This window comes from Streptomyces sp. DG2A-72 (assembly GCF_030499575.1).
Lineage (GTDB): Bacteria > Actinomycetota > Actinomycetes > Streptomycetales > Streptomycetaceae > Streptomyces.
Map to the genome: position 1 here is coordinate 2,446,916 of NZ_JASTLC010000001.1, position 24,763 is coordinate 2,471,678.

General features: G+C 70.5%; 23 protein-coding genes and 1 pseudogene. 8 read left to right on the forward strand and 16 right to left on the reverse strand.

Annotation, left to right across the window (positions count from 1 at the left end):
• Window positions 1-13: 13 nt before the first annotated feature.
• Window positions 14-433, forward strand: a complete 420-nt coding sequence (locus QQY66_RS11760) for a RidA family protein (protein WP_301979116.1) — start codon at window positions 14-16, stop codon at window positions 431-433.
• A 32-nt stretch (window positions 434-465) separates the two neighbouring features.
• On the forward strand, window positions 466-933 hold the full coding sequence (locus QQY66_RS11765) for a GNAT family N-acetyltransferase (protein WP_301979117.1): 468 nt from the start codon (window positions 466-468) through the stop codon (window positions 931-933).
• A 43-nt stretch (window positions 934-976) separates the two neighbouring features.
• Here QQY66_RS11765 and QQY66_RS11770 read toward each other — a convergent pair whose 3' ends face one another.
• Both QQY66_RS11770 and QQY66_RS11775 read right to left on the reverse strand, forming a co-directional pair.
• Window positions 977-1,696 carry an aspartate/glutamate racemase family protein gene (locus QQY66_RS11770; protein ID WP_301979118.1) on the reverse strand — a complete coding sequence of 240 codons (720 nt, stop codon included), beginning with the start codon at window positions 1,694-1,696 and terminating at the stop codon, window positions 977-979.
• A gap of 5 nt (window positions 1,697-1,701) precedes the next feature.
• Entirely contained in the window at window positions 1,702-3,180 is a 1,479-nt protein-coding gene (locus tag QQY66_RS11775; protein WP_301979119.1) for an NCS1 family nucleobase:cation symporter-1, read from the reverse strand.
• 177 nt (window positions 3,181-3,357) lie between these two features.
• Between QQY66_RS11775 and QQY66_RS11780 the strand changes: the two genes are divergently transcribed.
• Window positions 3,358-4,023: a GntR family transcriptional regulator gene (locus tag QQY66_RS11780; RefSeq protein ID WP_301979120.1), complete on the forward strand. Its 666-nt coding sequence runs from the start codon at window positions 3,358-3,360 to the stop codon at window positions 4,021-4,023.
• Here QQY66_RS11780 and pip read toward each other — a convergent pair.
• Both pip and QQY66_RS11790 read right to left on the reverse strand, forming a co-directional pair.
• Window positions 4,020-4,982 (reverse strand): prolyl aminopeptidase, encoded by a 963-nt coding sequence (gene pip, locus QQY66_RS11785; protein WP_301979121.1) that lies wholly within the window; start codon window positions 4,980-4,982, stop codon window positions 4,020-4,022. The genes QQY66_RS11780 and pip overlap by 4 nt on opposite strands.
• A 9-nt stretch (window positions 4,983-4,991) precedes the next feature.
• Entirely contained in the window at window positions 4,992-5,711 is a 720-nt protein-coding gene (locus QQY66_RS11790) for a uracil-DNA glycosylase (RefSeq protein WP_301979122.1), read from the reverse strand.
• A gap of 134 nt (window positions 5,712-5,845) precedes the next feature.
• Between QQY66_RS11790 and QQY66_RS11795 the strand changes: the two genes are divergently transcribed.
• The gene (locus QQY66_RS11795) at window positions 5,846-6,571 is read left to right on the forward strand and encodes an RNA-binding S4 domain-containing protein (protein ID WP_301979123.1); all 726 of its coding nucleotides are present in this window, start codon (window positions 5,846-5,848) and stop codon (window positions 6,569-6,571) included.
• Between the two features lie 186 nt (window positions 6,572-6,757).
• Here QQY66_RS11795 and QQY66_RS11800 read toward each other — a convergent pair whose 3' ends face one another.
• Both QQY66_RS11800 and QQY66_RS11805 read right to left on the reverse strand, forming a co-directional pair.
• Window positions 6,758-7,462, reverse strand: a complete 705-nt coding sequence (locus QQY66_RS11800) for a bifunctional 2-polyprenyl-6-hydroxyphenol methylase/3-demethylubiquinol 3-O-methyltransferase UbiG (protein WP_301979124.1) — start codon at window positions 7,460-7,462, stop codon at window positions 6,758-6,760.
• A 99-nt stretch (window positions 7,463-7,561) separates the two neighbouring features.
• The gene (locus QQY66_RS11805; RefSeq protein WP_301979125.1) at window positions 7,562-8,482 is read right to left on the reverse strand and encodes an acyltransferase domain-containing protein; all 921 of its coding nucleotides are present in this window, start codon (window positions 8,480-8,482) and stop codon (window positions 7,562-7,564) included.
• Between the two features lie 90 nt (window positions 8,483-8,572).
• On the opposite strand from QQY66_RS11805, the gene QQY66_RS11810 reads away from it, so the two are divergent.
• Window positions 8,573-8,881: a DUF6343 family protein gene (locus QQY66_RS11810; protein ID WP_301979126.1), complete on the forward strand. Its 309-nt coding sequence runs from the start codon at window positions 8,573-8,575 to the stop codon at window positions 8,879-8,881.
• Between the two features lie 15 nt (window positions 8,882-8,896).
• Here the strand turns inward: QQY66_RS11810 and QQY66_RS11815 are convergent, their stop codons facing one another.
• The 5 genes and pseudogenes from QQY66_RS11815 to rpsA all read right to left on the reverse strand — a co-directional run bounded on the left by QQY66_RS11815 (window position 8,897) and on the right by rpsA (window position 13,327).
• Window positions 8,897-9,277: a tetratricopeptide repeat protein gene (locus QQY66_RS11815; RefSeq protein WP_301979127.1), complete on the reverse strand. Its 381-nt coding sequence runs from the start codon at window positions 9,275-9,277 to the stop codon at window positions 8,897-8,899.
• 185 nt (window positions 9,278-9,462) lie between these two features.
• Entirely contained in the window at window positions 9,463-10,068 is a 606-nt protein-coding gene (gene coaE, locus QQY66_RS11820; RefSeq protein WP_301979128.1) for a dephospho-CoA kinase, read from the reverse strand.
• A 39-nt stretch (window positions 10,069-10,107) separates the two neighbouring features.
• Window positions 10,108-11,046: a PAC2 family protein gene (locus QQY66_RS11825; RefSeq protein ID WP_301979129.1), complete on the reverse strand. Its 939-nt coding sequence runs from the start codon at window positions 11,044-11,046 to the stop codon at window positions 10,108-10,110.
• Between the two features lie 138 nt (window positions 11,047-11,184).
• Window positions 11,185-11,431: pseudogene (locus QQY66_RS11830) on the reverse strand (FAD-dependent oxidoreductase); the annotation flags it as partial.
• 393 nt (window positions 11,432-11,824) lie between these two features.
• On the reverse strand, window positions 11,825-13,327 hold the full coding sequence (gene rpsA / locus QQY66_RS11835; RefSeq protein WP_301979130.1) for a 30S ribosomal protein S1: 1,503 nt from the start codon (window positions 13,325-13,327) through the stop codon (window positions 11,825-11,827).
• A 365-nt stretch (window positions 13,328-13,692) separates the two neighbouring features.
• Here rpsA and QQY66_RS11840 point away from each other — a divergent pair, with 365 nt between their 5' ends.
• Both QQY66_RS11840 and hrpB read left to right on the forward strand, forming a co-directional pair.
• Window positions 13,693-14,505, forward strand: a complete 813-nt coding sequence (locus tag QQY66_RS11840) for a class I SAM-dependent methyltransferase (RefSeq protein ID WP_301987277.1) — start codon at window positions 13,693-13,695, stop codon at window positions 14,503-14,505.
• Window positions 14,506-14,509: 4 nt separating this feature from the next.
• Window positions 14,510-16,996, forward strand: coding sequence for an ATP-dependent helicase HrpB (gene hrpB / locus QQY66_RS11845; RefSeq protein WP_301979131.1), 2,487 nt, complete (start codon window positions 14,510-14,512; stop codon window positions 16,994-16,996).
• On the opposite strand, the gene QQY66_RS11850 is transcribed toward hrpB, so the two are convergent.
• The 3 genes from QQY66_RS11850 to QQY66_RS11860 all read right to left on the reverse strand — a co-directional run bounded on the left by QQY66_RS11850 (window position 16,986) and on the right by QQY66_RS11860 (window position 20,061).
• A complete protein-coding gene (locus QQY66_RS11850) occupies window positions 16,986-17,978 on the reverse strand; it encodes a DUF3068 domain-containing protein (RefSeq protein ID WP_301979132.1) in 993 nt (330 codons plus the stop codon). The two genes, hrpB and QQY66_RS11850, sit on opposite strands and share 11 nt — an antisense overlap.
• Window positions 17,979-17,999: 21 nt before the next feature.
• A complete protein-coding gene (locus tag QQY66_RS11855; protein WP_301979133.1) occupies window positions 18,000-18,134 on the reverse strand; it encodes an SPW_0924 family protein in 135 nt (44 codons plus the stop codon).
• 166 nt (window positions 18,135-18,300) lie between these two features.
• Complete coding sequence (locus QQY66_RS11860) at window positions 18,301-20,061, reverse strand: lytic transglycosylase domain-containing protein (protein WP_301979134.1); 1,761 nt, start codon at window positions 20,059-20,061, stop codon at window positions 18,301-18,303.
• Window positions 20,062-20,379: 318 nt separating this feature from the next.
• Here QQY66_RS11860 and QQY66_RS11865 point away from each other — a divergent pair, with 318 nt between their 5' ends.
• Window positions 20,380-21,219 carry a DUF4184 family protein gene (locus QQY66_RS11865; protein ID WP_301987278.1) on the forward strand — a complete coding sequence of 280 codons (840 nt, stop codon included), beginning with the start codon at window positions 20,380-20,382 and terminating at the stop codon, window positions 21,217-21,219.
• Here the strand turns inward: QQY66_RS11865 and QQY66_RS11870 are convergent.
• Both QQY66_RS11870 and polA read right to left on the reverse strand, forming a co-directional pair.
• Window positions 21,155-21,559, reverse strand: coding sequence for a hypothetical protein (locus QQY66_RS11870; protein WP_301979135.1), 405 nt, complete (start codon window positions 21,557-21,559; stop codon window positions 21,155-21,157). The genes QQY66_RS11865 and QQY66_RS11870 overlap by 65 nt on opposite strands.
• 256 nt (window positions 21,560-21,815) lie before the next feature.
• Window positions 21,816-24,542 carry a DNA polymerase I gene (gene polA / locus QQY66_RS11875; RefSeq protein ID WP_301979136.1) on the reverse strand — a complete coding sequence of 909 codons (2,727 nt, stop codon included), beginning with the start codon at window positions 24,540-24,542 and terminating at the stop codon, window positions 21,816-21,818.
• Between the last annotated feature and the right edge of the window lie 221 nt (window positions 24,543-24,763).

The following is a 24,763-nucleotide window of genomic DNA, read 5'->3' on the forward strand; positions in this document are numbered from 1 at the left end:
CCGAGGAGCCGCCGTGATCCAGCGCGTCACCGTGCCGAGTCTCTTTCCTCCGCCGACCTACTCCCACGCCTCCGTCGTCGAGGCCGGCACGAAGCTCGCGTTCCTTGCCGGGGCCGTGCCGCTCGACGCCGAGGGGAAGCTGGTCGGGGAGGGGGATCCCGTGCGGCAGGCCGAGCAGGTGATCGCCAATCTGCGGGAGCAACTGCGGGCGGTCGGGAGCGACTTGGCCCATGTCGTGTCGACCGACGTGTATGTCGTGAGCGGTGAGACTGCGGTGCTGTCCGCCGTGTGGGACGTCGTCGAGGCATCAGGGCTCAGTACGGGACCGCACTCGTCCACGCTCCTCGGCGTCGCCTGCCTCGGCTACACCGGGCAACTGGTCGAGATCACGGCGACGGCCGTCGTCCCCGAGCCGGAAGAGACGGGCTCATGACGTCCGTCGTCCCGGAACCGGAAGGGGGGCTCATGATGTCCGTCGTTCTTCGTCGGGCCTCCGCCCCGGATGCCCCCGCGGTGGCGGATGTCTGGCTGCGCTCCTACAGCGCCGCACTGCCCACCGTCCGGCGGGCCCACTCCGACGACGAGGTCCGCGCGCACATCCGGGACGTGGTGATACCGCGGGGCGCGACCTGGGTGGCGGAGGCCACGGTCGAGAGCGAGGGCGCAGGTGTGGTCGTCGGCATGATGACCCTGGACGGCGAGGAAGTGAACGCGCTGTATCTCGACCCCGATTGGCGCGGGCGGGGCATCGGGGACAGTTTCGTCGCGCTGGCCAAGGAGCTCAGCCCCAACGGCCTCACTCTGTGGGCCTTCCAGGTCAATCACCCCGCCCAGCGCTTCTACGAACGGCACGGCTTCGCGGAGGTCCACCGCACCGACGGCAGCGGCAACGAGGAGCGCGAGCCCGATATTCGGTATGCCTGGCGGCCCTGAGCGGGTCACGGGTCATCGCTCCGATGACGGTCCCGCGCACCCGTCACTCCGACGGCGGTCCCCACACCCTCCTCTTCGGCACCGGCTTCGCATAACTCCCCGCCCTGCTCGTCATCAGCCCCAATGCCACCAGCGACTCGGCCAGCTTCACCGCGGCCCCGACTCCGTCGACAACGGGAATGCCCAGCTTCTCCCCCACCGCCCGCTGCAGCCCCGTCATTCCGGCGCACCCCAGCACAAGAACCTCCGCTCCGGCAGCGCACGCCCGCTCGGCCGCCGTCAGGAACGCCGCCTCCGTGCGCGCGGGGTCACCCAGGTCGAGAACGCTCAGCCCCGTGCCCACGACGGCCGCGCAATTGCGCCCCACGCCCGCCGTCTCCAGACTGTCCTCGATCTGCCCGCTCGACCGCTCCAGCGTGGTCACCACTCCGTACCGCCGACCGAGCAGACACGCCAGATGCGCCGCCGCCTCCGTGATGTCGACGACCGGTACGTCCACCAACTCCCGGACGCCCTCTCGCCCGTGTTCCCCGAAACCGGCCATGACCACGGCGTCGTACGCAGGACCCTCGTACGTCCGCAACAGGTCGATGACCGCCGCGGCCGACAGATAGCTGTCCAGCCAGCCCTCCGCCGACTCGGGTCCCCACGCGGGGGTCAGCCCGGTCACGGTGGTGCCCGGGCCTGCGGCGGCCCGGGCACCTCGTACGATCTCCGCAGTCATCTCCTGCGTGGTGTTGCAGTTGGTGACGACGATCCGCACGTTCCTCAGACCTCCACGGGCTTCTCGGAAACGGATGCGGGGGTAGCCGCCCGCTCGCTGCGGCAGAGCAGCACATAGAGCCCCGCCGCCAACGCGGTGCCGATGAACCACGAGTACGGCGCCACATCGCTGAACGTCTTCACCAGGGCCAGCACCGCCGCGACTCCCGCCGCCGGCAGGAACGCCCACAGGGCCTTGGGGTTGACACCCTTCCTGTAGTAATAGCGTGAGCCGGGCGTGGCGTCGAACAACTCGTTGACATCGACCCGGCCGCGCTTGACCCAGTAGTAGTCGACCATGATCACGCCGAAGAGGGGTCCCAGGAAGGCGCCCAGGCCGCCGAGGAAGTATTGGACGACCGTCGGGTTCGAGAAGAGGTTCCACGGCGTCACCACCAGCGCGGCCACCGTGCTGATCATGCCGCCGATCTTGAAGGTGATCTTCTGGGGCCAGACGTTGGCGAGGTCGTACGCCGGTGAGACGAAGTTGGCGACGATGTTGACGCCCATGGTGGCGATGGCGAAGGTCAGGGCCGCCAGTACCAGTACCCAGGTGTTGCCGACCTTGGCGACCAGCTCCGCCGGGTCGGTGATGGCCTCGCCGAAGACCTCCAGCGAGCCGGCCGTGACGATCACGGACACGACCACGAAGGCGGTCGAGTTGATCGGCAGGCCCCAGAAGTTGCCGCGGCGCACGGTGCGATAGTCCGGCGCGAAGCGGGAGAAGTCGCAGAAGTTGAGCATCAGGGTGCCGTACGTGGCGAGGATCAGGCCGATCGCGCCGAACCACTGCCGCCACTGCTCGCCGACGGAGACCGGGTGCGGGGTCGAGGTGAGCGAGATGGTCCAGCCGGCCTTGGCCAGGACCCAGACCGCCAGCGCGATCATCACCACCCAGATCGCCGGTCCGCAGAAGTCCTGGAACTTCCGCACCGACTCCATGCCCCGGCTGATGATCGCCGCCTGGATCAGCCAGAGCGACAGGAAGGACACCCAGCCGAGCGCGTCCAGGCCGAGGAAGGAGCTGTGGGTCCAGGACTCCAGTCCCGGCCAGGCGGCGAGCAGCATCACGTTGACCGCGACGGAGGCCAGGTAGGTCTGGATGCCGTACCACATGATGGCGATCACGGCCCTGATCAGCGCGGGGATATTCGCACCCCAGACGCCGAAGCTGATGCGGCTGACGACCGGGAAGGGCACGCCGTGGCGCTGGCCGATGCTGCCCATCCAGTTCATGCCGATGTAGATGAGCACGAAGCCGACGAGCAGGGACGTGAAGACCTGCCACACGTTCATGCCGAGGACGAGCAGGCCGGCGGCGAAGGTGTAGTTGCCCAGGTTGTGGACGTCGGACATCCACATGGCGAAGAGGTCGAAGACCTTCCAGTTGCGCTTGCCCGCGGGGGCGAGGTCTTCGTTGGTGAGCCGGGGATCGGGGACGAACGCTGCTGTGCCGGTGGCTTCGGCACGGTCGGCGAGGGACACGGGGCCTCCATGGACAGGGGACGGAGGAGGAAGGCTTTACGGTGGCTTGTTTTCGCTCACTTGGCAACACGTTTGGTATACCAAACTGCCGACATGGTCCTCCCGTCAACCGTTCCGACCGATGTCATTGCTGTTAACGCTCCGTAAAACACGCCCTGAGTCGGCGAAGATGGCTCCATGAGCTCCGTGACGAAGATCGAACCCCTCGGTGCGGTTCGCGAGCGCGTCCTGGTGAACCTGCGGCAGGAGATCATCGCGGGCCGCCTCCGCCCGGGCGACCGGCTCGTGGAGCGGGATCTCGCCGAGCGTTTCGGCGTCTCCCGCGTGCCGGTCCGCGAGGCGATCCGCGCGCTGGTCGCGGAGGGGTTCGTCCACTTCGAGACGCCACGCCGTACGGTCGTCCGACGGCTGACCCCGAACGACGTCAAGGAACTCTTCGAGCTGCGCGAGGCGCTCGAGGTGTACGCGGCGGGACTGGCCGCCGCGCGCGCGACCCCGCAGGACCTGGCCGAGGTCGAGGAACTGCTCGAGCGCGCCGCCACCGCGACCGAGGCCGGGGACGCGGAGGCGATCACCGACATCAACAGCCGCCTGCACGACCGCATCGTGGCCATGGCCGACAACAGCCTGCTGCTTCAGGCCCTCGAACCGGTCGCCGGCCGCCTGCGCTGGATGACCCGGCGGAACGAGGAATGGCCCCAACTCCTCGTCGAACACCGCGAGTTGTACGAGGCGATCGCCTCCGGCGACCCGGAGCGAGCCCGCGCTCACGCACTCGCCCACGTGCGGACCAACTACCGCTCGACGGTACGGCAGCTGTTCGGCGAGGCCGAACTTTCCTAGCGGGCGGCGTACTTGTCCGTGGCCGCCACCAGCGCCTCGGCCACCCCCGGCGCCCCGGCGTCGTGCCCGACCTCGTCGACGACGACCAACTCGCTGCCGGGCCAGGCGTGGTGGAGGCGCCAGACGGTGCCGAGGAGGTTGCCGAAGTCGAGGCTGCCCTGGACGAGGGTGCCGGGGATGTCCTTGAGCAGGGGCGCGTCGCGCAGGACCACGCCTTCGTCGTTGCCCTCGCCCAGGAAGCAGTCGTTGCCCCAGTAGTGCGTGACCGTCCGGGCGAAGCCCATGCGGAAATACGAGTCCTCGAACCGCTGGACCGAGCGGGGCGGCGCGGGAATGATCGCCGTCTCCCAATCGGTCCAGGCACGTGCCGCCCGCTTCCGCGCAGCGGGGTCGGGGGACTCCAGGAGACGGTTGTACGCGGCAGCGAGGTTGCCGTCCCGCTCGTGGGCGGGCAGTTCGGCCACGAACCGCTCGTATGCCTCCGGGAAAATCTTGCCAAGTCCCCTGGTCATCAGGGCGTGCTCCGCGTCGGCGCCGGTGGCGACCAGGGTCAGCACCAGCTCGGACACCGCCGCGGGATGCGTCTGCGCGTACCGCAGACCCAGCACCGACCCCCATGACCCGCCCCACACCAGCCACCGCCCGATCCCCAGATGCCGCCGAAGCAGCTCCAAGTCGGCGATGAGGTGAGCGGTCGTATTGACGCTCATGTCGGTGTCGTACGCGCTCGCAGAAGGCGTGGACCGCCCGCAACCGCGCTGGTCGAGCAGCACGATCCGGTAGGCCGCCGGGTCGAAGTAGCGCCGGAAGAAGGGGCCGCAGCCGGACCCCGGCCCGCCGTGCAGCACCACCGCGGGCTTGCCCTGCGGGTTCCCGCAGGTCTCCCAGTACACGTGGTTGCCGTCGCCGACATCGAGCATCCCGTAGTCGTACGGTGCCATCTCGGGGTAGAGGGGCATCCCGCGACCCTAACCGTCGTACGGCGCTGTCGGCAGCCCATTTACCTGCAGCCCAGCCGCCTGCCCCGCCGTGCGCAGCACCTCCCGCAGCATCGCGGGCGTGAGCCGGCCGGTGAAGGTGTTGCGCTGGCTGACGTGAAAGCAACCGAAGAGGTCGAGCCCGTCCAGCGGGACCCTCACCCCGTGCGCGAAGACGGGGCGCGGCCTCGGCACGCTCCACCCGGCCTCGGCGAGCGCGGGCAGCGTGGCCTGCCAGCCGAAGGCACCGAGCACCACCACCGCCCGCACCGTCGGCCGCAGCAGCGTCAGCTCCTGAACGAACCAGGGGCGGCACGCGTCCCGCTCGCCGGGCGTGGGCTTGTTCGCGGGCGGGGCGCAGTGCACGGGCGAGGTGACGCGGACGCCGTACAGCTCGAGCCCGTCGTCCGCCGACACAGAGCTGGGCTGCGACGCCAGCCCGACGTCGTACAGCGCCTGATACAGCACGTCTCCGGAACGGTCACCCGTGAACATCCGCCCGGTGCGGTTCCCGCCGTGCGCGGCAGGCGCCAGTCCCACGACCAGCAACCGCGCATCCCCCGGCCCGAACCCCGGAACCGGCCGCCCCCAGTACGTCCAGTCGGCGAAGGCGGCACGCTTGGTACGGGCCACCTCCTCACGCCAGGCGACCAGCCGCGGGCAGGCCCTACAGCCCGCGACCCGCTGGTCGAGATCGGCGAGGACGTCCATGGGGCAACGGTAGCCCTACGCCCGGGCCGCCCTCCCGGTCCTCCCCCTCCCCCCATCCTCCCCGTCCTCCGGCAGTGGCTTCGCCCTTGGAAATCCCGGCCGATTCATCCGGTGCGGAGGACTAAGGTCGAGACATGGCTTCGGAAGCTATGGACTACGACGAGACGAGCGGCTGGACGAACGGCGAAGGGGGCACGCCCCAGGGACCCGACGTCCAGACACGCGACGTCTCTGGCAGGACCACGGCCGGGCACACGCCGGAGGGGCAGGAGGGGCAGGAGGGGCAGGAGGGGCAGGAGGGGCAGAAGGGGCAGAAGGGATACGAGGGGCACGAGGGACCCGCTACCGTCGACGCCCCCGCACCCGCCACCGCCGCCCCGGCCGACGCCAAGACCGCCGCCGCGAACGCCGCCGCCGAAGCCGCCCGCCCGCAGAACGGCGAGACCGTCCGCATCGACAGCTGGATCTGGTCCGTACGCCTGGTCAAGACCCGCTCGATGGGCGCCGCCGCCTGCAAGGGCGGCCACGTGCGGGTGAACGGCGAGCGCGTCAAGCCCGCCCACTCCGTCCGCGTCGGCGACGAGGTCCGCCTGCGGCACGAAGGCCGGGAGCGGATCGTCGTCGTCAAGCGCCTGATCAGGAAGCGGGTCGGCGCCCCGGTTGCCGTCCAGTGTTACGTCGACAACAGCCCGCCACCCCCGCCCCGCGAGGCCGTCGCCCCCGCCGGCATCCGCGACCGCGGCACGGGCCGCCCGACCAAACGAGACCGCCGCGAACTGGAACGCCTGCGGGCGCTGCGCGGACTGAGCGGCCGCCCCACGGGAGACCGCCCCACGGGAGGCCGATCCGAAGGCCGCTGATCGCAGGTCCCGGACTCACCCGCCGCTGCCGGTCCGCTGGAGCACGACGCGCAGACCGCTGGTGCACGACGCGCGGACCGCCGCTCGAAGGCCGGTGCCCCTTGCACAAGGCAGCGGCCTCTGCGGCCGATCCTCGCTCACGCCCGTCGTCGCTCCAACCGCAGAAGCCGCAGAAGCTCCACGAACTCACTCTCCCCAGGCAACCCCGGCGGCCCCGACGGGCACCGCCCGCACCCATATCCGCTCGTCCGTCAGGTACTTGTCCACCCTCAGCCCCGCCTCCGCCAACGCCTCCTCGAACTGCTCCTTCGTCAGCGGTCTCGCCAGGAACGTCTGGGTCCAGACCGCGTCCGGGAACTCATACTCCGCGCGCACCGAGTTCACCCCGTCGCCGACCGGCTCCGAGGACGCGATCCGGACGGTGAAGCCGCTGGGATCGACACGCTCGCGCGGCAGGCCCGTGTGGTAGTCCTCTCCCTCCCGCTGGATCAACACGCAGCCACCGTCGGCGAGATGCCGGACGCAGGTCCGCAGCAGCCCTCGCCGCACCTCGACGTCACCGGCGTGCACGAGGAACGACGCGAGCAGCACCACGTCGAATCTCTCGCCGAGGTCGAGATCCTCGATCGCGCTGCGTATGGTGCGGGCCCCGCGGACGCGTTCGAGCATCTCCGCGGATTCGTCCACCGCCGTGACCCTGAAGCCGCGTTCCAGCAGCGGGTGGGTCATTCGCCCCACGCCGCAGCCCAGCTCCAGGATGTGCGCGCCCGCCGGGACGGCCCCGGCGATGATGTCCGGCTCTCCCCCGGCAGGCAGGCGTGAGTAGAGCTCGACCGCACAGCCGTCCGGGGTGATCGCCCCGGGTCCCGTCCCCTGATGTCCGCTTCGCATGTTCAGCCCCATGCCCGCACAACGGCCCACATCCACACGGCCGTTCCCACCGCGCCGGGGTTCACCCGTTCGAGCTACGTACCCCTCAATGAGCCCCGCTCACAACGGAAACCACCCATGCCCGATGTACCAATGCCCGCCCGCCCGCAGATGATCCCCGACCGCCCGCTCCACCGACGTACGCCGCGGCAGACTGTCCACGGGCAGGTCCGGATTTCCGAAGACGAACTGCACCGGCTCCGTGTCCGCGCGCTCCGGATCCTCCCGGGCTATGCGAAAGCGCTCCTGGAACCGGATGACGTTGGAGTCCGCCGGCAGATACTGCTTCAACTGCGGGTCGAGCAGCCAGGAATGGCAGACCGCGACCTGCCGCCGCTCCTCCGGATAGTGCCGGGCGAAGAACTCGCGGGCCAGGACCAGCGAGCGGTCACAGGCCGCCGGCGACAACGGTCCGTGGAAGTCGCAGATGTGCAGGCTCAGACAGGGCACGCCAGGGGTCACGGCCGGCCCGGCCGCGGTGAGGGCGGTTCCCATACGCTTCCCCAGCCGCGCCCGCTCGAACTGCAGCCGCCCCAGCTGGTACAGCTCCCCGCGGAAGTGGCGGCTGAGCCAGTCCACCGCGTGCACCCCTCCCTGGCCGTATCTCCGCCGGTGCACCGCCATGTTCCGCCCGAGGTCGGCGAGGGTGCGCCGGGACACGTCGGCCGGGATGCCGCGTTCACGGTGGTACGCGCGCGTGTGCGGCAGCGCCGCGACGAACACGTACACGGCGAAGTAGCCGCCCAGCGCCGTCGGGGCCTGGGCGACGCGCTCATCGAACCGCGGTCCCTTCCTCTCCTGCCCCGTGTCCCTCACCTCCCCGATGTCGCGCACCAGCTCCTGGACGCACTCCTCCAGGAGCCGCATCGCCCCGACGTCGGCGGTCAGTGTCCGCCGCAGGCGGATCAGTTCGTTGATGTCCTCGTGGGGTACCGCAAGGTCGAGCAGGATCTCGGGCAACGCGTCGGTGTCCGGCAGCACGGTGTGGTCTCCCCCTCCTCGGGCAGCTGATGAGCTCTTTGGTGAACGTCCGTACCGAGGAGTACGTTGCACTTAGGAGTTGTGATCCCGATGCGTACGGGCAGTGAACCGGCGACCGCGCGCAGTGCACTGCGGGCGCGCTTCTGGTTGAGCGTGTGGGGCCTGGTCTGGGCGGTCTTCGGCACGGTCGCTTTCGCGCTCGCCGGACGCCCGGGGTGGGCGATCGCCTGTGGGGTGCTGTGGCTGGTGATCACCGTCGACATGGCGCTGATCCTCCGGCACATCCGCCAGGGCCCGCACTACCAGCCGGGCCGCGACATTCCGCCGTACCGACCGCCGGACCAGCCGTATCCCACCCGACCGCATCAGCGGCGCCCGCCGGGCCGGCAGCCCCCGTGACCGGCTGCCGGACGCTCACCCGTCGAAGCGTGCCGCCTTGATGTACTCCGGGTTCGGGTCCAGGGCGGCCGCGAGCCGGAAGTGGCGCTTGGCCTCGTCGTGCCGCGCCTGGCGCTCATAGGTGCGGGCCAGGGCGAAGTGCGCGAACGCGTTGTCCGGCTCGCGCTCCAGGACGATGGTGAACTCCAACTCGGCAGGTCGCAGTTGAGCCGCCGCGAAGAAGGCACGCGCGCGTAGCAGCCGTGCGGCGGTGTTCTCCGGGTGCGCCGCGATCACTCCGTCGAGCAGTTTCACCGCACCCCGCGGGTCCCGTGCGGCGAGCAGGTGCTCGGCGGCACGGAAGTCGATGACATGGGTCTCCGGAGTACGTCCGGCCGATCCGCTGGTCTCGGGCACGGCACAGTCCTTCCCTCACTCAACGGGTTCAACGCCCGCAACAGGGCCGCGATTCCGCGGTCGTCACCGAGCAGCGCCCTGTCGCGACGATCGCCGGAACGTCCTGCGCAGGCCCGCCAGGTCACCCGCCGGTCGAGTAGTGGGTCACGGGCTCCTCGACGGCGACCCCCGGCCCCCTCGGGCGGCTATCGCGACGCGCGCGCCCGTCCGACGAGATCCGCCCAGACCTCGCGCACGCGTGCCTGAAGCTCCTCCAACGGTACGTCGTTGTCGATGACGATGTCCGCGATCTCCAGGCGCTTGTCTCGGGTGGCCTGCGCGGCCATACGCGCGCGTGCGTCCTGCTCTGTCATGCCGCGCAGCCGGACCAGCCGGTCGAGCTGGGTCTCGGGGCTCGCGTCGACGACGACCACGACGTCGTACAGCGGCGCGAGGCCGTTCTCCGCGAGGAGCGGGACGTCATGGACGACCACGGCGCCCTCGGCGGCGGCGCTTTCGAGTTCACGGGAGCGCGCGCCCACCAGGGGGTGCACGATCCCGTTCAGCACGGCCAGCTTGTCGGAGTCGGCGAAGACGATGGAGCCCAGCCTGGGCCGGTCCAGGCTGCCGTCCGCGGCGAGCACATCCGTACCGAAGGCCTCGACGACCGCCGCGAGTCCGGGAGTTCCCGGTGCGACGACCTCGCGCGCGATACGGTCCGCGTCGATGAGGACGGCACCCTGCTCCACGAGCAGCCGTGACACCTCGCTCTTGCCGGCGCCGATGCCACCGGTCAGGCCCACTTTCAGCATGAACGGCAGCTTAGGGCCTGCCACTGGCAGGGCACCCGGTCAGGTGTCGCCCTCCCGCTCCGCCAGGAAGCGCTCGAACTCCCGCCCGAGCTCGTCCGCCGACGGAATGTCCATGGGCTCGGCGAGCATGTTGCCCCGCGTCTCGGCGCCCGCGGCGGCGTCGTACTGGTGCTCCAGGCCCTGGACGAGCGCGACCAGTTCCTCGTCGCCCTCCTGGATCTGCCGGTCGATCTCCGTCTGCGTACGGTAGGCGTCCGTGCGCAGGGAGTGGGCGATGCTGGGGAGGACCAGTCCGGTCGCCCCCGTGATGGCCTCCAGGACGGTCAGCGCGGCGTCCGGGTACGGGGAACGCGCGATGTAGTGCGGCACGTGCGCGGCGACGCCCAGGACCTCGTGTCCGGCTTCCATGAGGCGGTACTCCAGCAGGGCCTCGGCACTGCCCGGCACCTGTGCCTCCTCGAACGGGCTGGTGTGGCCGGGGACCAGGTCGGTGCGGCTGCCGTGCGGGGTGAGGCCGACGGGGCGGGTGTGCGGGACGCCCATGGGGATGCCGTGGAAGTTCACGGCCAGTCGCACGCCGAGGCGCTCCACGATCTGCTGCACGGCCGCGGCGAAGCGCTCCCACTCCACGTCGGGCTCAGGGCCGGACAGCAGCAGGAAGGGCGCGCCCGTCGCGTCCTGGACGAGCCGCACCTCGATGCCGGGCACGTCGTAGTCGGTCCACCGGTCGCGCTGGAAGGTCAGCAGCGGCCGGCGGGCGCGGTAGTCCACGAGCCGGTCGTGGTCGAAGCGGGCGACGACCTGGTGGGGCAGCGAGTCGAGGAGCCGGTCGACGATCTGGTCGCCGGTTTCGCCCGCGTCGATGTAACCGTCGAAGTGGTAGAGCATGACAAGGCCGGCCGACTCCTGTGCCAGCGCCATGTCGACGACGGCCAGGCCCTTCGGCTCCCATGCGTACAAACCCTGCGGATCAAGCACTGTGACCGCTCCTCCTCGTGTTCGTACTGCACAACACAGCCCAGGACACGGGCATTCCCACCCGCGTCCCTGATCAGGCCTCTCTTATCGCGTTTTCATGCGGCACTGCTGGGCGTGGTCGAGCGCCGTCCCAGTGGTTCACGAGGACAGCACGCGCGCGTGGAGGGCTGTTACGGCTTTCCGAGCAGAGGTGAACGCGCCGTGCTGCCAGGCGTCGGTGTAGCTGAGCCAGTCGCCGGCGAAGTAGACGCGGCCAGTGGGCTCGTTGAGCGGCTTGTAGCGGACGTCGTCGGGTCCCCCCGGGCGTGTCGTGCCAGGCGGCCTCCACGTGGGGTGTCTGCCGCCAGTGTTGCGAGAAGGAGGAGGCGAGTTCGGTGCGGTGCCGAGTTCGTACGCGGCCGCCAGCCCGGCAGTCCCACCACCGACGATGACGACCTTCGCGGCGCCCGATGTTGTGGAGGAAGGTGCGACGACTGGTTCCGGAGGCCCGCAGAGTCTGTGCCATGTACCGGCTCCCCTTGTCCGATCACGATTGACCGGGGAAGCCTCCCAACGACCGGTTACGGCCCATCAGTTGCTCGTGTATCCCGCACGTTTCCGGAAGGGCGAGCGCAACGCCCTAAAGGGGCGCGGGGCTGCATCAATATGCGGCTCCGCCGCGTGGGCGCGACCAGCCACAGCGAACCCGCAGCCGAACGACGACCGCACAAGACTGAGGGACCGCACCTCGAAAGGTACGGCCCCTCAAACTAACCGCTATGCCTCAGTGGGCCAGCGTTCAGCTCTGACCACCCGCCAGCTTCTCCCGCAGCGCGGCAAGCGCCTCGTCCGAGGCCAGCGCGCCGGAGTTGTCCGGGCCCTCGGAGGAGTACGAACCGCCACCACCGGACGCGGCCGGAGCCGCACCCGCCGTGTCGCCGCCCTCGGCCGCGGCAGCGGCGTCGGCCTCGCGGGACTTGATGACCTGCTGCTGGTGCTGCTCGAAGCGCTGCTGCGCCTCGGCGTACTGGCGCTCCCACTCCTCGCGCTGCTTCTCGTAGCCCTCGAGCCAGTCGTTGGTCTCGGGGTCGAAGCCCTCGGGGTAGATGTAGTTGCCCTGGTCGTCGTACGACGCGGCCATGCCGTACAGCGTCGGGTCGAACTCGACGGAGGCCGGGTCGGCACCGAAGGACTCGTTGGCCTGCTTCAGCGAGAGGCTGATGCGACGGCGCTCGAGGTCGATGTCGATGACCTTGACGAAGATCTCGTCGTTGACCTGGACGACCTGCTCCGGGATCTCCACGTGGCGCTCGGCCAGCTCGGAGATGTGGACCAGACCCTCGATGCCCTCGTCCACGCGGACGAACGCACCGAACGGAACCAGCTTCGTGACCTTGCCGGGCACGACCTGGCCGATCTGGTGGGTGCGGGCGAACTGCTGCCACGGGTCTTCCTGGGTCGCCTTCAGCGACAGGGAGACACGCTCGCGGTCCATGTCGACGTCGAGGACCTCGACGGTGACTTCCTGGCCGACCTCGACGACCTCGGAGGGGTGGTCGATGTGCTTCCAGGACAGCTCGGAGACGTGGACCAGACCGTCGACGCCACCCAGGTCCACGAAGGCACCGAAGTTGACGATCGAGGAGACCACGCCGGAGCGGACCTGCCCCTTCTGGAGGGTCGTGAGGAACGTCTGGCGGACCTCGGACTGGGTCTGCTCCAGCCAGGCACGGCGGGACAGGACCACGTTGTTGCGGTTCTTGTCCAGCTCGATGATCTTGGCCTCGAGCTCCTTGCCCACGTAGGGCTGGAGGTCGCGAACGCGGCGCATCTCGACCAGGGAGGCCGGGAGGAAGCCACGGAGGCCGATGTCGAGGATGAGACCACCCTTGACGACCTCGATGACGGTACCGGTGACGATCCCGTCCTCTTCCTTGATCTTCTCGATGGTGCCCCAGGCACGCTCGTACTGGGCGCGCTTCTTCGAGAGGATCAGGCGGCCTTCCTTGTCCTCCTTCTGAAGAACAAGGGCTTCGATCTCGTCACCGACGGCGACGACCTCGTTCGGGTCGACGTCGTGCTTGATCGAGAGCTCGCGGCTCGGGATAACGCCTTCGGTCTTGTAACCGATGTCGAGCAGGACCTCGTCCCGGTCGACCTTCACGATGACGCCGTCGACGATGTCGCCGTCGTTGAAGTACTTGATCGTCTCGTCGATCGCGGCGAGGAAGGCTTCCTCGTTACCGATGTCGTTGACCGCTACCTGCGGGGTGGTTGCGGTGGTCTCGGTGCTGCTCGTCATGTGGGAAAGGGCTCCGGTACGGACATTGAAGTCGTAGGTACTGCTTGCGCCGGGAGCCCGTTTCGCTCTGCAGAAGCCGGACAGCCTAGGAAGCGCCACCGAAAACACTGGTGGCGCCTCGACAACCGAGGGGACATACAACAGATGCGAGCGCAGCCTGCTACGTCTGAGGAGCGCAGGCCCGCAGCGCAACTTGTAGCATACGGGGGCAGCCGGACAGGGTCAATGCGCGAAGGCGCACACCCGGGGCGGATCGCCGCAATCCCGGCACAATACGTGTCCCTTGAGGCCACGCATGGCCCAAGGCACCCCTCGCGTGACACCACCGCGACGGGGTTGGACGGAAGAGTACGACGAGGGAGCCGATCATCCAAGAGCCCGAAGCGTTCGAGCCGGAAGCCACCCGACGTGACGCCGGTGTCACGGAGAGCGCCCGGGCAAACCGGGGCTGGTGGGACCGCAACGCGGACGAATATCAGACCGAGCACGGCACGTTTCTCGGGGACGACCGATTCGTGTGGTGCCCCGAGGGCCTCGACGAGGTGGAGGCGGAGCTGCTCGGCCCGCCGGAGGAGCTGAAGGGCAAGGACGTCCTGGAGATCGGCGCCGGTGCGGCCCAGTGCGCGCGCTGGCTGGCCGCCCAGGGTGCCCGCCCGGTGGCCCTGGACCTCTCCCACCGCCAGCTCCAGCACGCGCTGCGCATCGGCACCGCGTTCCCGCTGGTGCAGGCGGACGCGGGCGCCCTGCCCTTCGCCGACGCCTCCTTCGACCTGGCGTGCTCGGCGTACGGGGCGCTGCCCTTCGTCGCCGACCCGGTCCTGGTCCTGCGGGAGGTCCGCCGGGTACTGCGCCCCGGCGGCCGTTTCGTCTTCTCCGTCACGCACCCGATCCGCTGGGCGTTCCCGGACGAGCCCGGCCCCGAGGGGCTGACCGTCTCGGCCTCCTACTTCGACCGCACTCCCTACGTCGAGCAGGACGACGACGGCCGCGCGGTCTACGTCGAACACCACCGGACCCTCGGCGACCGCGTCCGGGACGTCGTCGCGGCGGGCTTGCGGCTGGTGGATCTGGTCGAGCCGGAGTGGCCGGACTGGAACACCTCGGAGTGGGGCGGCTGGTCGCCGTTGCGGGGGAACCTGATCCCGGGGACGGCGATCTTCGTGTGCGTACGAGACTGAGCGCGTGATCCGTTACGACGCCCTGGACGCCCTGCCCGTACGCGGCGCCCTGCCCGCACTGGACGGCGCCCTGGACGCGCACGGCACCGCGGTCCTCGTGGCACCGCCCGGCACGGGCAAGACGACCCTCGTGCCACTCGCGCTGTCCGGACTGCTCGGGGAGGGTCCCGTGCGCCGTGTGATCGTCGCCGAGCCGCGGCGGATCGCGGCGCGGGCGGCGGCCCGGCGGATGGCGTGGCTGCTGGGCGAGAAGGTCGGGGAGAGCGTCGGCTACACCGTGCGCGGGGAGCGGGTCGTGGGGCGGCACGCGCGCGTGGAGGTCGTCACGACCGGCGTGCTGTTGCAGCGGCTGCAGCGCGACCAGGAGCTGGCGGCCGTGGACGTGGTGGTGCTCGACGAGTGCCATGAGCGGCATCTGGACGCGGACACGGTGGCGGCGTTCCTGTGGGACGTAAGGGAGACCCTGCGGCCGGAGCTGCGGCTGGTGGCCGCGTCCGCGACGACCGACGCGGAGGGGTGGGCGCGGCTGCTGGGCGGGGCGCCGGTGGTCGAGGCCGAGGGGGTCTCGTATCCGGTGGAGGTGGTCTGGGCGCCGCCGGTGCGTCCGGTACGGCCGCCGCACGGTATGCGGGTCGACCCGGCGCTGCTCGCGCATGTGGCGTCGGTGGTGCGGCGGGCGCTGGCCGAGCGGTCCGGGGACGTGCTGTGTTTCCTGCCGGGGGTCGGGGAGATCGCGCGGGTGGCCGGGCAGCTGGGCGGCCTGGGCGATGTCGAGGTGCTTCAGGTGCACGGGCGGGCGCCGGCGGCGGTGCAGGATGCGGTGCTGTCCTCCGGTGTGCGGCGCCGGGTGGTGCTGACGACGTCCGTGGCCGAGTCCTCTCTGACGGTTCCCGGCGTGCGGGTGGTCGTCGACTCGGGGCTGGCGCGCGAGCCGCGGGTCGATCACGCGCGCGGGCTGAGCGCGCTGACGACGGTTCGGGCCTCGCAGGCGGCCGGCCGGCAGCGGGCGGGGCGTGCCGGGCGTGAGGCGCCGGGGGCGGTGTACCGGTGCTGGGCGGAGGCCGAGGACGCTCGTCTGCCGCGTTTCCCGTCACCGGAGATCAAGGTGGCCGACCTGACGGCGTTCGCCCTGCAGGCGGCGTGCTGGGGCGATCCTGAGGCCTCCGGACTGGCGCTGCTGGATCCTCCGCCGGGTGGGGCGATGGCGGCGGCGCGGACCGTGCTGTCGGCGGTCGGGGCGGTGGACTCCCACGGGCGGGCCACGGAGCGTGGCAGGCGGATGGCGCGGCTGGGGTTGCATCCGCGGCTGGGGCGGGCCCTGCTGGACGCCCCTGGCGGGAGCGCAGAGGTCGTGGCGCTGCTCTCCGAAGAGGTGCCACGGGATTACGGGGACGATCTGGTGGCTGCGCTGCGCACGGCCCGGCGTGGCGGTGACGCCTACGCGGGGCGGTGGCGGGCGGAGGTGCGGCGACTGCGGGCCGCTTCGGAGGGCGTTTCCCATCCGTCCGCCGGTGACTGCGACGACCGTCTTGTCGGGCTGGTCACCGCCCTCGCGTTCCCCGAGCGCCTCGCCAAGGCCGACGGGGCCTCCTATCTCATGGCGTCCGGGACGCGTGCCGAGCTCGGGGAGGGGAGTGCGCTGCGGGGTGCGGCCTGGATCGCCGTTGCCGCGGCGGATCGGCCCGTGGGCAAAGGGCACGCGCGCGTGCAGCTTGCCGCCGTGGTGGACGAGGACAGGGCACGGTCGGCCGCCGCCTCGCTGTATTCCGAGAGCCAGGAGGTCCACTGGGCCGACGGGGACGTCGTCGCCCGGAGCGTCGAGCGGCTCGGGGCGATCGAGCTGGCGGTACGCCCGCTCAAGAGCCCCGACCCCGTCCTCGTACGCGATGCCCTTCTCGAAGGGCTGCGGCAGGAAGGGTTCGGCCTGCTGCGCTGGTCCCCCGACGCCGACGTACTGCGGCAGCGGCTCGCCTTTCTGCAGCTGCACCTCGGTGAGCCGTGGCCCGATGTCTGCGACGACGCGCTGCACGCGCGCGTGGAGGAGTGGTTGGAGCCGGAGCTGGGCCGTGCGCGGCGCCGTGCGGATCTCGCTCGTATCGACGCCGGAGCTGCGCTCACCCGGCTACTGCCCTGGGCCTGCGGTGACGCCGCACGGCTCGACGAGCTCGCGCCCGAGCGGATCACCGTACCCAGTGGGTCCAGAATCCGGATCGACTACGCCAATCCCGAACAGCCAGTGCTCGCGGTGAAGTTGCAGGAGATGTTCGGGCTCCAGGAGTCGCCGAGCCTCGCCGGCGTGCCGGTCCTCGTGCATCTGCTCTCCCCCGCCGGCCGGCCCGCCGCCGTCACCGCCGACCTCGCGTCCTTCTGGAGGGACGGCTACAAGGGCGTACGGGCGGAGCTGCGCGGCCGGTATCCGAGGCATCCGTGGCCCGAGGACCCCGCCACCGCCGAGCCGACCCGGCACACCAACGCCCGGCTCAGGCGCTGACCGGCTCCGGTGCCGCCTTCTCCACGCCCGCGGGGGCGGCGGGGCGGCGGCTGCGGGCCTCCAGGTAGAGGGAGAGGGACAGCAGCAGGGCGCCCAGGAAGAGGAAGCCCCACGGCAGGTACGACGTCATCAGCAGGACCAGGGTGCGGTTGGAGTTGACCAGGTCGACGGTGGACTTGATGTAGTCCTCGCGCATCTTCACGTGCCCGGCGAACGCCGTCACCTTGTCGCGGTCGCCGAGCAGGGAGCCGCCGCGGAGCTCCTCCTTGTGGATCTCCTCGCCGTAGACGGGAGCGCCGGTGAGGGGTTCGACCCAGAACTTGCGGACGGTGGTGTACCAGCGGGTGGTGCCGGTCTTGGCGACCGATTCCGGTGTGATGCCCTGGACGGGCATGGTCTTGGGCATCGGCACCTTCGTCCACGGGATGGTCTGCTCGAAGTAGTAGACCTCGACGCCGCGGAAGTCCTGTGTGCCCTTGTAGTGGATCGGCGCCGTCACGCGCGCCTGCGCGTCGAAGTACTCGTAGTCCCGTTTCTCCGTCATGAACGGCCATTTGAACTCGATGCCGTCCCGGCGCACCGGTTCGCCGTCGACCATCTCGCCCGTGGCGTGGACGGGTTCCTGGGTGTGGGCGTCGAAGATGTAGCGCTCGGGGATCTTGGAGACCATCTTGCCGTCGGGGCCGACGACGTACGACAGCCCGTCCCAGACGACGACGTCCTTGCCCGCGGTCTTCTCGATCTTCTCGGACTCCTCCACGTTGCCCTTGAGGGTCTGCACGATGGTGACCTTGGGGACCTTGCGCGCCTGCATGGTGCCGTAGTCGAGGAGGGTCGCGTCCTTCGCCTCGAGGACCATGTCCTGGTACTGGCCCGCCGGGATCTTGGCCAGGCGCGGGAAGGCGTACCAGCGCAGCAGTGGGGACAGCGCCGCGAAGAACACGGCGAGGGCGAGCAGGATCAGGCTGGCCTTGCGGCGCATCTCGGCCTCCCTCCCGGGTGGTCAGGGGTGTGCGGGCACCGTTGTCAGGAGCGGCTTCGGGGAGGTCTCGCCGGTGGGTGAACCCAGCGCCGTGATGGTGAGCACGAGGGCGAACGCGACGGCGAGACCGGTCGCGGCGGCGATCAGGGCGCGCATAGGGACGCCTCCCGACGGGCGGAACTGATACATCGTCAGGTCCGGCACCGTAGCAACGGGCGGGTGAGATGAGAACACGTTGCACACACAACGACGGCGCCCCCTCGGTGAAGGGGCGCCGTCGTCGTAGAAAGCTGTGTGAAGTTGTGAGAGGGAGTACGAGGGGCTACGCGCTGGGGCTCGCCGACGGGCTCGGCGAGGACGGGCTCGCCGACGGGCTCGCCGACGGGCTCGGCGAGGAGGTCGCCGCGGCCTTCTCCACGGTCAGCATGACCGTGAGCGTCGCCCCGCCCGCGGTGTCGATGCGGAGCAGGAACGTGCCGGTGGTGTCGTCCGCGTACAGCTTGGGCAGCTTCAGCAGCCCCTTCTCGTCGGTCTCGAGACCGGTCAGGGTGCGTACGGTCTTGCCGTTCGCGTCCTTGAAGTAGGGGCCCTTGTCGTTCTCGGACGGATCCAGCACCGACTTGATCAGTGTGGCGGTGGCGGCGACCTTGTCCGCGACCTCGCCCCGGTATGTCGCCTTCACCTCGACCTGCTCGGTGAACTCGCCGCCCGCGGGGCAGGTCAGCGCGGTGCCGCTGGTGCGGGTGAGGGCGCTGGCGACACGTTCGGTGACGGTGGCCGTGTAGTTGACGGCGCTGACGGTGCGGCCGACGACGGTGGCGCGGACGGTGAAGTCGCCCGTCTTCTCGCCGGCCTTCATGGCGGGTGCGACAGCGACACCGGAGGCGTTGGTGACGACCGTGGCCACGCTCTCGCCACCGGTGAAGGTGGCATCGGAGTCGCCGGTGATCGTGAAGCGGATCCTGACCTTGCCGACGGCCTCGCCGTCCTCGGTCTCGGCACGGGTGCTGATCTTCTGGGTGAACGCGTCGCCGGCCATCGCGGTGAGGTCTGCGGTGCCCGCGTCTTCCAGGTGGTCCACCGTGTCGGTGGGGGTCGGGTCCGGGGTGTTCGGGTTGCTCGGGGAGTCCGACGGCGGCTCGGGGGTCGGGCTCTGGGAGCCGCCGCCATTGTTCGCGGGGGGCGTAGGGCTCGGCTTGGGCGTGCCCGGCGTCTTGGGCGAGGGGTTGGCGCTCGCCCCGCCGTTGTCGGTGGCGCTGCGGTCCCTCGGCAGCGTGCCCGTGCCGTCCGGGACCTCGTGCGTGCCCTTGCGGTAGTACTCCAGCCACGACAGGACCAGGTTCAGATAGTCCTGCGAGTTGTTGTAGCTGAGGATCGCGCTGCTCAGGTCGGACTCGGTGGACAGGTCCCAGCCGTAGCGGCACAGGTAGTGGCCGGCGGCGAGCGCGGCGTCGTAGATGTTGTTCGGGTCCTTCTCGCCGTCGCCGTTGCCGTCGCGACCCGCCCACGACCAGGTGGACGGGATGAACTGCATGGGTCCGACGGCACGGTCGTACGAGCTGTCACCGTCGAACACGCCGCCGTCGGTGTCGCTGATGTTCGCGAAGCCGTTGCCGTTGAGCTGCGGGCCGAGGATCGGGGTGAGGGTGTTGCCGGCGGAGTCGACGCGGCCGCCCTGGGCCTGGCCCGACTCGACCTTGCCGATGGCGGCGAGGAGTTCCCAGGGCAGGTTGCAGCCGGGCTTGGACGCCTGGAGCGACGCCGCGGCCTGCTTGTAGGCGTCGAGGACGGTGGCGGGTATACCCGCCTCCGCCGGGCCTCGGGAGACAGGGGTGCCGATGGTCGGCGTGGGGCTGGGGGTGTTGAGCGGCGGCAGGTCCGTGTAGTACGGCGAGTTGCCGGTCGCGCTCTGCGCAGGCGGGTCCGCGTCGGGGGTGGACTGGGCGTCGCCGGCGGTCCGCCTGCCGGAGTCGTCGACCGTGACGCCCGGCGCCTGGGACGCGGACAGCGCTGCGACCGCCAACGCGGCCGCGGCCGTCGTTGCCGCACCTGCGCGCAGCCTCCTGCCGAATTGCGCCGCCATAAAGTGAACCCCTCCCGTGGGCGCCCTGCGCCCTTTTCCGACTGCTGTGCTCGCCCTGAGGGACGATCGGCCCGCCGCCGCGGTTGCCCTCACGGGGCCCCGCCGGTGTTCTGTTGATGGGGTCGGTCACGCCCCTGGGTATGCCGACTCAGGTGACCCTACGACAACTTACTTTCCACGGGCACCCGTTCGAGCCGGGTCTTAACCGGTTGGCCATATGTCGTTGGGCCACTACGGCCGCGCCGGTCATCCCGCATACTGGACGTCGATGATCAACGGGACCGGCAGGTCCGCCAACGTCCGCCGCGGGGGATGCAGTTGCCGTTCACGCTGAGCCATGCGGCGGCCGTGCTGCCCGCCGTACGCACCGACGGAACCGGCCGCGGCCCGCTTGTGCCGGCCGTGCTCGTGGCCGGTTCCTTCGCGCCCGACATGACCTATTACGTCGCGAGTGTCCTGTCCGAGGCGATGGAATTCGGCGATGTCACCCACTCGTTCGGCGGCGTCTTCACCGTCGATGTGGTCGTCGCCTGGACCCTCGTGGGGCTGTGGCTGCTGATGCGTGAGCCTCTGGTGGCGCTGCTGCCGCGGAAACGGCAGGGCAGGGTGGCCTTCCTGGTGCGCTGCGGGGCGCCACGCGCGCGTGTCCGGCCGTCCCTGGTGCTGTGGTGGTACGTCTCCGCCGCGCTCGGTGCGCTGACCCATGTCGTGTGGGACGCGTTCACGCATCTCGACCGGTGGGGGATGCGGCTGTTTCCCGTCCTGGGCGAGGACGTGGCCGGCTCGCCGTTGTACTGGTACCTGCAGTACGGCGGCTCGGCGGTCGCCGCGGCCGTGATCGCCGTGTTCGTGGCGTACGCGCTGCGGCGGACTCCGTCGGCCGAGCCGGTCGGGGTGCCTGCTCTGTCGGTGCGGGACCGGTGGGTGGCGGGTGCGGTGATCGGCGGGTGTGCGGTGGTGGCTGCGGTGGAGCGGGCTGTGGGCTGGTGGGCTTACTGGGGGTCCGTGGCGAAGCCGTGGGAACTGATTCCGACCCTGTGCTTCGGGGCCGGCGCCGGGCTGGTCCTGGGGCTGCTGCTGTACGCCGTCGGCGTCAGGGTGTGGCGCGGGTCCCCGGCGGTTGCGGAGCGGAGCCGGAGCCGTCCGGCCGCCCGCTGACGGTGGACGCGGTCGCGATGAACACGGTGACGGTCTGCACGGGGCGTGAGCGTGGTAGCCGGGAGAGGACCAGGGCCAGGTAGCTGCGGGCCAGGTCGGTCCACAGGCGCAAGTCGGACGTATGCCGTGGCCGTACGGCGGGCCGCTCGCTGTCGCTGAAACGGTGCCGGAGCCTTGCGGCCGCCCCGCGCAGGGCCGCCGGGAGGTCGGTGGGGATGCGGGCGGTGCTTGCGGCGGCCGAGAAGACCGGGACCAGTGGGGGCGGCGGGGGCGGGGTCGCGTCGGCGTTCGCCTGCGCCAGTGCCCATGCCGTCCGGCGGTTGAGCATGCGTATACCCATGCGGGCATCTTTACGGGCGGTGGGGGCGGGGGCGTTTTCGCGGGGGCCACGTGGGTGACGGGCCCTCCGGGGGTGGGGCGGGGTCCCTGAGCGTCTGCCGGGTTGCGGTTGTGTGGGGGCTGCGGGTGGTTTGTGGCTGGTCGCGCAGTTCCCCGCGCCCCTAGGGGGTTGCAGTCCCGCCTGCCTGGCAGCACTGCCGGCGGGCTGAGGCCGGGTCAGTCATGACCCGCCCGGCACTCGGCCCAACCGTCGGAGGCTAGTGCGCTGCCGACTCCCAGTCCGGGCCCGCGCCCACGGAGACGCCCAGGGGGACGTTGAGGTGGACGGCGTCGGCCATTTCGCGGCGGACCAGTTCTTCTGTGGCGGCGCGCTCGCCGGGGGCGATCTCCAGGACGATTTCGTCGTGGACCTGGAGGAGCATGCGGGAGGTGAGGTTGGCTTCGCGCAGGGCCCGGTCCACGTTGAGCATGGCGATCTTGACGATGTCGGCGGCGGTGCCCTGGATGGGTGCGTTGAGGGCCATCCGCTCGGCTGCCTCACGGCGCTGGCGGTTGTCGCTGTTGAGGTCGGGGAGGTAGCGGCGGCGCCCGAAGAGGGTCGCCGTGTAGCCCGTCGCCCGTGCCTCGTCGACCGCGCGGCGCAGATAGTCCCGTACGCCGCCGAAGCGCTCGAAGTACGCGTCCATCAGGGCACGCGCCTCGGCCGCCTCGATGTTCAGCTGCTGGGAGAGGCCGAAGGCCGACAGGCCGTACGCCAGGCCGTACGACATCGCCTTGATCTTGCGGCGCATCTCCGCGTCGACCGCGGTGGGCTCGACGGCGAACACCTGCGAGGCGGCCGTGGTGTGCAGGTCCTCGCCGGAGGTGAACGCCTCGATCAGGCCCTCGTCCTCGGAGAGGTGGGCCATCACGCGCAGCTCGATCTGGCTGTAGTCCGCGGTCATCAGGGACTCGAAGCCCTCGCCGACGACGAAGCCCCTGCGGATGGCCCGGCCCTCGTCCGTGCGGACCGGGATGTTCTGGAGGTTCGGGTCGGTCGAGGACAGGCGTCCTGTCGCCGCGACGGTCTGGTTGAAGGTGGTGTGGATACGGCCGTCCGCCGCGACCGTCTTGATCAGGCCCTCCACGGTGACGCGCAGCTTGGCCTGCTCACGGTGGCGGAGCATGATCACCGGCAGTTCGTTGTCCGTCTGGCCGGCGAGCCATGCCAGTGCGTCGGCGTCGGTGGTGTAGCCGGTCTTGGTGCGTTTGGTCTTGGGCAGGGCCAGCTCGCCGAAGAGGACTTCCTGGAGCTGCTTGGGCGAGCCCAGGTTGAACTCGTGCCCGGCCGCCGCGTGCGCCTCCTTCACGGCCTGCTGCACGGCGCCGGCGAACATCTGCTCCATGGCCTCCAGGTGGGCCCGGTCGGCGGCGATGCCGTGCCGCTCCATGCGGGCCAGCAGCGCGGACGTCGGCAGTTCCACGTCCCGCAGGAGGTCCGCGGCGCCGACTTCCTGGAGCCGCTCGCCGAAGGCCTCGCCGAGGTCGAGGATCGCGCGGGCCTGGACCATCAGGGCGTCTGCTTCGGCGCCGTCGTCCGTGCCGAAGGCGAGCTGGCCGTCGGCCGCGGCGGCCGGAGCCAGCTCGCGGTGGAGGTACTCCAGGGACAGCGCGTCCAGGTCGAAGGAGCGGCGGCCCGGCTTGACCAGGTAGGCGGCGAGCGCGGCGTCCATGGTGACGCCGTCCACGGTCCAGCCGTGCTCGGCGAAGACACGCATCGCGCCCTTGGCGTTGTGGAAGACCTTGGGGCGGCCCGCGTCGGCCAGCCAGGCGGCGAACGCCGTCTCGTCGGCCTCGTCCAGCTGCGAGGGGTCGAACCAGGCGGCCGCTCCCCCGGGCGCCGCCAGGGCCACCTCGGCGACCGAGCCGGTGCCCAGCGCCCAGGTGTCGACGGTGGCGACACCGAGCGTGTCGGTGCCGTGCTCCGTCAGCCAGGGGGCGAGCTCGCCGGTGGAGAGCACCTTGCCGTCCAGCTGGACGCCGTCCGTGGTGACCGGGGTCGTCTCGGCCTCCTCTGCGCCGGGGTCGACGGCGAAGAGGCGCTCGCGCAGCGACGGGTTGCGGATCTCCAGGGTGTCCAGCACCATCGCGACCGCCTTGCGGTCGTACGGCGCCCGCTCAAGGTCCGTGACCGTCTTCGGCAGCTCCACCTGCCGCTCCAGCTCGGTGAGCCGGCGGTTGAGCTTGACCGCCTCCAGATGATCGCGCAGGTTCTGCCCGGCCTTGCCCTTGACCTCCTCGACGCGCTCGACCAGGTCCGCGAAGGAACCGAACTGGTTGATCCACTTCGCGGCGGTCTTCTCACCGACTCCCGGGATGCCCGGCAGGTTGTCGGAGGGGTCGCCGCGCAGGGCCGCGAAGTCGGGGTACTGCGCCGGCGTCAAGCCGTACTTCTCGAAGACCTTCTCCGGCGTGAACCGGGTCAGCTCAGAGACGCCCTTCGTCGGATACAGCACCGTGGTGTGCTCGGAGACCAGCTGGAAGGAGTCCCGGTCGCCGGTGACGATCAGCACGTCGAAGCCGTCGGCCTCGGCCTGGGTCGCGAGGGTGGCGATGACGTCGTCCGCCTCGAAGCCGTCCACCGCGAAGCGCTGCGCGTGCATCGCGTCGAGCAGCTCGCCGATCAGCTCGACCTGGCCCTTGAACTCGTCCGGGGTCTTGGAGCGGTTGGCCTTGTACTCCGTGAACTCCTCGGAGCGCCACGTCTTGCGGGAGACGTCGAAGGCCACCGCGAAGTGGGTGGGCGCTTCGTCGCGCAGTGTGTTGGCGAGCATCGACGCGAAGCCGTAGATCGCGTTCGTCGGCTGGCCCGTCGCGGTCGTGAAGTTCTCGGCGGGCAGCGCGAAGAACGCGCGGTAGGCCAGCGAGTGCCCGTCCATGAGCATCAGCCGCGGGCGGTCGCCGCCGGGGGTGCTGTCGGTCTTCTTCGATGCTGTTTCTGCCACGCCCCCGATCCTGCCACGCCCCACTGACAGTCGGGACCGCGGTGACTTCGGCACCGTGGAAACCCCCGCCGCCGTGGCTGATCGCCGGTGCGGCCGAGGACGGTTGCGCAAGCTGTGGTGGTGATCTCCGCAAGCCCGACCGCACGCGTTGTCACCGGCGCGTGCGAGGATCGGATAGGTACCTCACACACGCAGTGGCAGCAGTCGTATAGGAGAGCGCG